Source organism: Cellvibrio sp. (assembly GCF_053579595.1).
Genome location: NZ_JBRFPI010000103.1, coordinates 1 through 7,898, shown reverse-complemented (window position 1 = coordinate 7,898; position 7,898 = coordinate 1). Strand labels below are relative to the sequence as shown.

Genomic DNA, 7,898 nt, shown 5'->3' with positions numbered 1-7,898 from the left:
CGGCGTTGCTCATCATGCGGTTGAGCGTTGCTGCCTGATTGGCATCTATGTGTTGTACATACAAAAACGCGATACCCAGATTGGCGGGCAACTGCGCTAGAAACCGCTTTACCGCCGCTGGGCCACCAGTGGAGGCGGCCAATACCCAAAGCTCACTGGCGGGATTGGCCTGTTGCAAGTTGATATCGCCACGCAAGCGCTGCAAACGTAAACCGGTGCGCCGCAGCCAGGCGCTATGGTCTTCACTGCCGGGAGCAAATTCGCTGCTATCGCTGAGGATAATCGGCACCCGGCTTTGCGCGAATAACTGTTCCAACAAATGTTGCTCGTCGCAGTAATCTTCTGCGACATCGACTACCCATGCATCCAGCGGTTGATCCAGTAACTGTTGATTGGCTGCCTCGCGCGCCGACAGCAGCATGTGGCAGCCGACTTTATGACCCGACTGTGCAATCAGTTGGGTCAGCGCCTGCTGCTTGTGGGCACTATCGACCAGTATTCCCAGTTGCAGCATGGTGCCGCCTTACTTCACGGTTTTGCCGAGCAATTCATTGATGTTGCCGAGCAGCAGATCTTCCTGATAGGGCTTGCCCATGTACTTGTTCACGCCGAGGCTAAACGCGCGCTCGCGGTGTTTTTCGCCGGTACGCGAGGTGATCATGATGATCGGCAGATCTTTCAGGCGCGAGCTGGTGCGGATATTTTTGGCCACTTCGAAGCCGTCCATACGTGGCATTTCGATATCCAACAGCATCACGTCAGGCATATGGTCTTGCAGCAATTGCAGGGCTTCAACACCGTCTTTCGCCGCGATCACACGGAAGCCTTCGCGCTCCAGGAAGCGGCCGGTTACCTTGCGTACGGTTACTGAGTCATCCACTACCATAACGGTCTTCTCAGACAAATCTTCTTCCGGCGCAGCGCCGATTTTGAGCGGTTCGAGCAAGATGGCGTTTTGCAGGCCGAGCGCCAGCTGTTCGCGGATCATGGCGTGCAGATCCAGAATCACCACCACATTACCATCGCCCATTACCGTAGCGCCGGATACTCCGCGCACCGCACTGAACTGGGCGCCGAGGGTTTTCACCACGATCTCGCGCGAGCCGAGCAGGCGATCCACTTGCAGCGCTACTGTGTGTTCGGTACTGCGCACCAGTACCACTGGCAGCGGCAGGGTTTGTCCATCGAGCTTCGGTTGGGCGCTGGAGTCGAGCAGGTTGCCGAGGTAACGCACCAGATAGTTTTCACCGGCGTAATCAAAACGGGCGGTGTCATCTTGATAATAGTGCTCCAGCTCAAACGGGCTGACGCGCACAATACCTTCAATCGAGTTGAGCGGAATGGCGTAGAGGTCATCGCCAATCTGCACCATGAGTGCGCGGTTTACCGATACGGTAAACGGCAGGCGGATGGTGAATTCAGTGCCCGAGCCCCAGTTGGAATCGATAAACATGGCGCCGCCGAGCTGTTTGATCTCGGAGTGCACCACGTCCATGCCCACACCGCGGCCGGAAATCTGGGTGACTTTTTCGGCGGTACTGAAACCGGCGTGCAGGATGAACTGGATAATATCCTGGTCGGCGAGCTGGGCATCAGCTGACATCAGGCCACGTTCAATCGCTTTTTCGCGCACACGTTTCAGGTTGATACCGCGACCATCGTCGATGAGGCGCAGGATTACATCGCCACCTTCACGGCCAAGGGTCAACAGGATGCGACCATTCGGGTTTTTACCCGCAGCGATACGTTCATCCGGCGTTTCGATACCGTGGTCAACCGCGTTACGCAGCATGTGTTCGAGCGGCGCCACCATACGTTCCAATACGGTACGGTCCAGTTCGCCTTCGACGTTATCCAATTCGAAATCGACTTCTTTGCCCAGCTCGGTCGCCGCTTGGCGGACGATACGACGTAAGCGCGGCACCAGGCGCGAGAAGGGCACCATGCGCGAGCGCATCAGGCCTTCTTGCAAGTCGGTGTTAATGCGCGACTGTTGCAGAAGCAGGGTTTCGGTATCGCGGGTTTTATCCGCGAGGGTGTATTTCAAGTCCATCAAGTCAGATGCGGATTCGATTAGCGAGCGCGACAGCTGCTGTAACTGCGAGTAGCGGTCCATCTCTAGCGGGTCGAATTCTTCGTGCTGGGCCATTTGCTCCTGGCGGAACAAGACTTGTGCTTCGGTTTCGATATCGAGGCGGCGCAGCTGTTCTTGCAGACGTTGGATGGTGGAGTCCATCTCCTCGATTGATCCGCTCAAGTCACTGACTTGCTGCTCCATACGGCCACGGCTGATGGAGGTTTCACCGGCGAGGTTAACCAGCTCTTCAAGCAATTCGGCGGAGACTTTGACCACTTCTTGCGGGCCGGTACGGCGCGCCGCCAAATGCTGTACTTGCGCGGGGCCGGTATTGCCGGAGCGCAGACCGCCGCCGTATTCAGTGCCGGGAATAGCGCCGGGAACCGGAGCTACAGGTTTAGCTTTAGGTGCAAAGGTCAGTACATTCGGCTTCTGGCTGGGGCTGCCGTCGTTCTCATAACCGGTGCGCTCATAGCTGTTGTCAGCAAGATCGCGGGTGTTATCGACGACAATAGTGGGTTTGTTGTAAGACGGTTGTTCGTCTTGCAACATGGGTACATCTTCCGCGTATTGGATGTCCTCAACCGCTTCGTCAACACTGACGTAGTTATCGGCCGGGGCATAATTGTCTAATACAGGAACGTAGCTATCTAATACCGGCGGCTCAGGTTCATCAATTTGGGTATCAACCATAGCACCGTTCATGCGCGCTTGTGCCTTGGCAACACCAGCGTGCATACGGTCCTGATAGCCATGCAGGCGGTTGAAGAAGGATTGGTCCAGCTCTACATCATCGCCCATCTCAATCAGGATGGTTTCAAAGTCGTGCGACAAGTCGCCCAAATCAGTCAGGCCAGCGAGTCGTGCACCGCCTTTAAAGGTGTGCAGTGAACGCTTCAGCTCTTCAACGCAGCTACTATTGTTCCAGTCGTCCTGCCACTCATTCAGCGACGTATCGATTTCTTCCAGCAGCTCACCTGCTTCTTCGATAAAGATCTCGACGATTTCCGGATCAAAATCTTCAGCTGCCGCCAGTTCTGGTTCGGCCAGCGCTGGTTGGGGTGCCACAAATTGAACGTCAGCGACGGGTTCTGCTGCATCTTCTATAGGTGCTTCAACGACCAGATCTTCTGCTTCTGCATAAATTTCGTCGGAGAGCTCGCTGCCTTCCGCTTCCTGATATTCGTGTAGTTCAACAGCCTCATCATAGACAGGATCTTCTTCAACCAGACTGATTTCCGGCAGCAGGGTGTAGGCGGTATTGTCTGCGTCTTCATCGACCAGTTCGATGTTGTCAGCATCAGAGTCATAGCCAGCATGGGCTACAAACTCATAGGCACTTGGCTCGCTACTCGCAGGTTCGTCGAATTCGATGACTTCATCCAATTCGGCGAGCGGAATCTCTTCCTCAACTGAGGCGGCCTCTTCAACTGGCGCAACTTCTTCCTCGAACAGGGGTATATCTTCCTCAACCAACGGAATTTCATCGTTGATCAGGGTGCTGAGAGTGACCGCTTCAGTGCTGAGCAACTCATCCAGCGCATCGTTGACGGCATCCGGAATCCTGTGCAGGTTTTGTCCGGCTGCTATGGCATCCACCATATCCAACAGGGCGATGTGGGCGGCATTGAGGGTAGTGCAAACCGAAGGTGAGCAGGCCAATTGCTCGGCGATCACAGTCTCATAGACGCTGTGGATTTTTTCGCTGAGCTCGGCCATGGCCGGCAGATAGGCGTGGGCTGCGGCTTTGGTGAGTTTGCCCAACTCGTCCATTACCGGGATCAATTGGATGGCATCGGATGGATCGGCGGCCCACTGGGCGATAATCTTGTCCGCGTCCAGCAGCAGGTTCATTTCCTCGGCCATAAAAATGGCGAGCAATTCCGGGTCTACCGGACGCTTGCCGCTCTCATCCAGCTCTTGCAGGCTGACGAGCGGGGCGACGTGGATCTCGCGCAGCTCATTTACACGCGCTACAAATTGCTGCAACCGGGGAATATCGACCACTTCACCTGCTTCGATTTGATGCAGAGCAATCTGCGTGTAACTGACGGCATCGCGCAACAGTTGGAGGATATCGTCGTTGATATTCACGTGATATGAGCGCAGCTCTTTGACAAATCGCTCCAGCGGCGTCGCCAATTCCGCCACTTGTGTAACCTCGGCCATGTGCGCGCTGCCTTTTAGCGTATGCAATGCGCGCTGCATGCCTTCACTGGGCGGCTCGTAAATGGGCGCTTCGGCTTCCATGCGCGCGATATATTCCTCAACCACTTGCAGATGGGTAAGCGCTTCGGCGCCAAAAATTTCCCACAACTGGGCGTCAGGATCGTCGATGTCAATATCGTCGTTGGTCGCAGCCCTGTAATTGAAACTAACGGCTTGATGTTCGCTGTAGGCTTGTGCCAGTTGGGCGACGTCATCTTGATCGACGATTTCAACCTGGTCTTCCAGGGTCATCAAGGGTGGCGTTGGTTCTTCTTCACTATCGAGATCGAGAACCTCGTCTTCAACTTCCAACTCAACAACGGGTAAGTCAGCTATTTCCAGCGTTAATTCTTCATCAGCGCTGTCGTTATGCTCATCATCTTCAATAGTGAAGTTCAGCTCTTCAGACAGCTCCGTGATGGCTTGGTTATAAGCCTCTGAGTCGTCAAGTTGCGGTTCTTCCAGTTGTACTTCAATGTCTGGCTCTTGAATTTGTTGTTCTTCTGGCTCTGCGTCAAGGTCGAGGATTTGTTCATTTTCCTCATCATCTCCCGGCAGTGTATAGGCGTCACTGCTATCAACAGCTTCAGACATGGATACCGGAGCAGGGCTATCGCCCAGTTCGGCGAGCAGTTCGTCCGGGGTGATACCTTGGGAGAGAGAGACAGCCTGTTGGCGATAGGTTTCGGCCAGCTGCGCATGGGGATTGGGCTGATTGTCGCGGAAGGCAGCAATCATGTCCGGCAGCAATTGGCGTACTTTTTCAATGATATGGATGTGTACAGCGCCAGCGACTATGGTGCGGTCGATCACGCGATTGAGCATGTTTTCGATCGACCAGGCCAGCTCGCCGATCTCATTGGCGCCGACCATGCGGCCGCTGCCTTTCAAAGTATGGAACGCGCGGCGGAATTCGGTCAGCGCTTCCTTGTTTTCAAAATTCTGCGCCCACTGCGGGAAGTATTCGCCGATGGTCTCGGTAACTTCGGTGGCCTCTTCGATAAAAATCTCGATGATTTCGTCGTCGATGTCTTCATCGTCGCGCTGAATTACCGGAGCATTGCTGGTGGCGACGAGATTGCTTTCCGGTTCATTGACTGCTTCTGCTGTGTCTTCTTCATCGCTTTCATCAAGCTCGGCAATAGCTTCTGCGATGGTGATTTCTTCCACCTCAGCCGCAGGAAGTTCAGCCTCAGTTTCGCTAATTACAGTGTCAGTGTTTGGCACTGATGCCGGTTCGGCTGCTGGTGTTTGGACCTCAGCGTAGAGTGCCGATAGATGGGCAAATTCGTCGGTAATCTGGGTTTCTGGTTCAATCACTTCCTGATAAGCGGCGGCCAATTGTTCGGCAGCACCATTCTCTTCAGTGATTTCCGGCTCGGTCAGATTAGCATCGGCATAGTTGTCGGCCTGGACAGGCGCAGCGTCGCTGGCAGACTTGCTGATTTTGGCTACAGCGTAACCAAGGCTGGCAACACTTTCCTCGGCCACGCTCAGTAGCAGGTCGTTTTCTTCTTTGCGGCCGCCGCTACTCAGGCGCTCCAGATAGTACTCAACACTGGTGATGGCATCGGCCAGCGTATCCAATGTGGTCCATTGCGGGGTGGAATCCTGTTGCAGCAGTTGTTCTTCGATAAAACGGGCGCAGGCGCCGAGAATCCGCGCCGGGCGCGGAAGTGGCATTATTTCCAAACCGCCGCGGATTTCACGCAGGGTTGTAGGCACACTTTGCAGATGTTGGCGGTTCCACTGGGAAGCGATGTATTCAATGATTGCGTCTTTGGCGTGTTCAAGGCCGTTGCGCGATTCCCGTAGCACCGACTCTTTGGCGCGCGTGAGGGTGATATCCGAATCTTCAACGCCGGAGTCTTGACCGCCCATTTCGGCCAGACTATCGAGGGAGTTTTCAACGGCAATCAGCTGACTGGCGACTGCAAGCAATTGTTCGTCGCTGAGTTGGCTGCTGGATTCGACTACCAAATCCAGCGCGGCGCCCTGTTCCAGTACGCGCTTGCGCAGGTCGCCCAAGCCAAGTACTGCCAGAGTATCGGCGACCCGTTTGACGATGGGCAAGGCATCACCCAGTGCCGACTGGGTGTCGCCGCCGGCGAGGCAGATATCCAGGCTATTTTTGATCAGGTTAAGTTCTTCTTTGAGCGCACCTACCACCGAGCGCATGGCTTCGGCATCGGGTACCGAGAGCATATTTTGTGCTTCTTCGCCGCTCTCTTTGCCTTCGAGCAGCGCCTCTTCAAGATGGTAGTTTTCATAGACGCGTTGCAACTGCGAGTTGGGCGGAAAGCCAGGGGCATGTTTACCCGCGCGCGCAACGTAATAGAGCAGGTTTTTGATCAGCTCATCGTTGGTGAAACTGTTGAGTGCTTTGGTGCCGTGGACGGCGAGCACTTTGATCTCTTTATCCAGTTGGCGCAGCAGGTTTTTGACCGCGACGCTGATTTCAATCGCATCGATTTCAATCGCTTCAACCAGTGCCAGCGAGATATCCCAGAGCGCAAAGCGCGCAGTGCCGTGGGTGAGTTTTTGCAGGCGCGAAAAGGCTTTTTGCAAGTAGGCGAGATTCTCGTCCGGATTGACCCCACGGATAATTCCCGAGGCGGCGTACTGGTACATCTGGCGCAGTTTGAGCACCATCGCCTGGAACTGCACATTGTCGTTAGTGACGGGCAAGCGTGCGCCAGATACTTTTTTGGCCGGTGTCAGGTTGGGTACAAAGAGTTTGGTATCGGTGAGCAAGCTCTCGCCGCGCACAGCGCGCAAGTCATTGAGCAGTGGCAACACCACTAAGGGATTGTCTTTGCGGGTGGCTTTGACTTGATCGAGATAAAGCGGGAATTGCAGTATGGCGCGCATCAGGACTTCTTGCGCTTCACTGCTGTTGGCGACGCTATTGGCGATCATCGCTTGGGTCAGCTGTTCCATTTCGCTGGCGAGCATGGCGGCGCCATAGAACTCCACCATTTGCAGGCTGCCGTGCACCTGATGGATATGGGTCAGGCAAAAGCGGATGCGCGCGGCATCTTTAGGATTCTCAACATAGCTTTCAAGGGCTTGGCGCGCTTCTTTCAGCGTCTCACTGATCTCATGGATCAACCAATCCAACGCGGCAAAATTGCGATTATCTGCCATGCAGAACTTTCCTCTCGTTATTCTCGCTCGGTGCGAATTTTTTATCGTTCTTCACGAACGTAGGCCTGCACGTGATCATCGCCCGTGCGCTGCATTTCGGGGTGTTCCCAGTCCACCACTTCGCCGAGGCCGACAACTAATAAACCGCCCGGTTTCAGGCGTTCGACCAAGGCATTCAATACATCGCGGCGCAGCCAGCGACGGAAATACACCAACAGGTTTTGACAGAAAATTACGTCCACTTGCACTACCGGTAGCTGGCGCGCGTGGATAATGTTGGTGTGGGTAAAACACACTCGGTCGCGTAGTTTATTCACCACTTCATAGCTGCCATCGGTACAGAGTTGCAGATAGCGTTTGGCTTCGTCTGGTTTTACCTGTTCGACCCGGCGTTTGCTATAGCGACCCTTGCGACCGGCCGCCAGCGCCGACGAGCTGATATCCATGGCGGTAATACCGTAGTAGG

3 protein-coding genes are annotated in these 7,898 nt (G+C 54.8%); all 3 read right to left on the bottom strand.

Annotation, left to right across the window (positions count from 1 at the left end):
• The coding region (locus ACWA6V_RS08545) for a chemotaxis protein CheB (RefSeq protein ID WP_449522084.1) at positions 1-514 on the bottom strand (514 nt) is incomplete at its 3' end.
• Between the two features lie 9 nt (positions 515-523).
• A complete protein-coding gene (locus tag ACWA6V_RS08540) occupies positions 524-7,432 on the bottom strand; it encodes an Hpt domain-containing protein (RefSeq protein WP_449522083.1) in 6,909 nt (2,302 codons plus the stop codon).
• 41 nt (positions 7,433-7,473) lie between these two features.
• On the bottom strand, positions 7,474-7,898 hold a 425-nt coding region (locus ACWA6V_RS08535), incomplete at its 5' end, for a CheR family methyltransferase (RefSeq protein WP_449522082.1).

Bases quoted from the DNA above. Each gene is read 5' to 3' on its own strand.
- ACWA6V_RS08540 (WP_449522083.1), bottom strand. From the start codon at position 7,432: ATGGCAGATAATCGCAATTTTGCCGCGTTGGATTGGTTGATCCATGAG.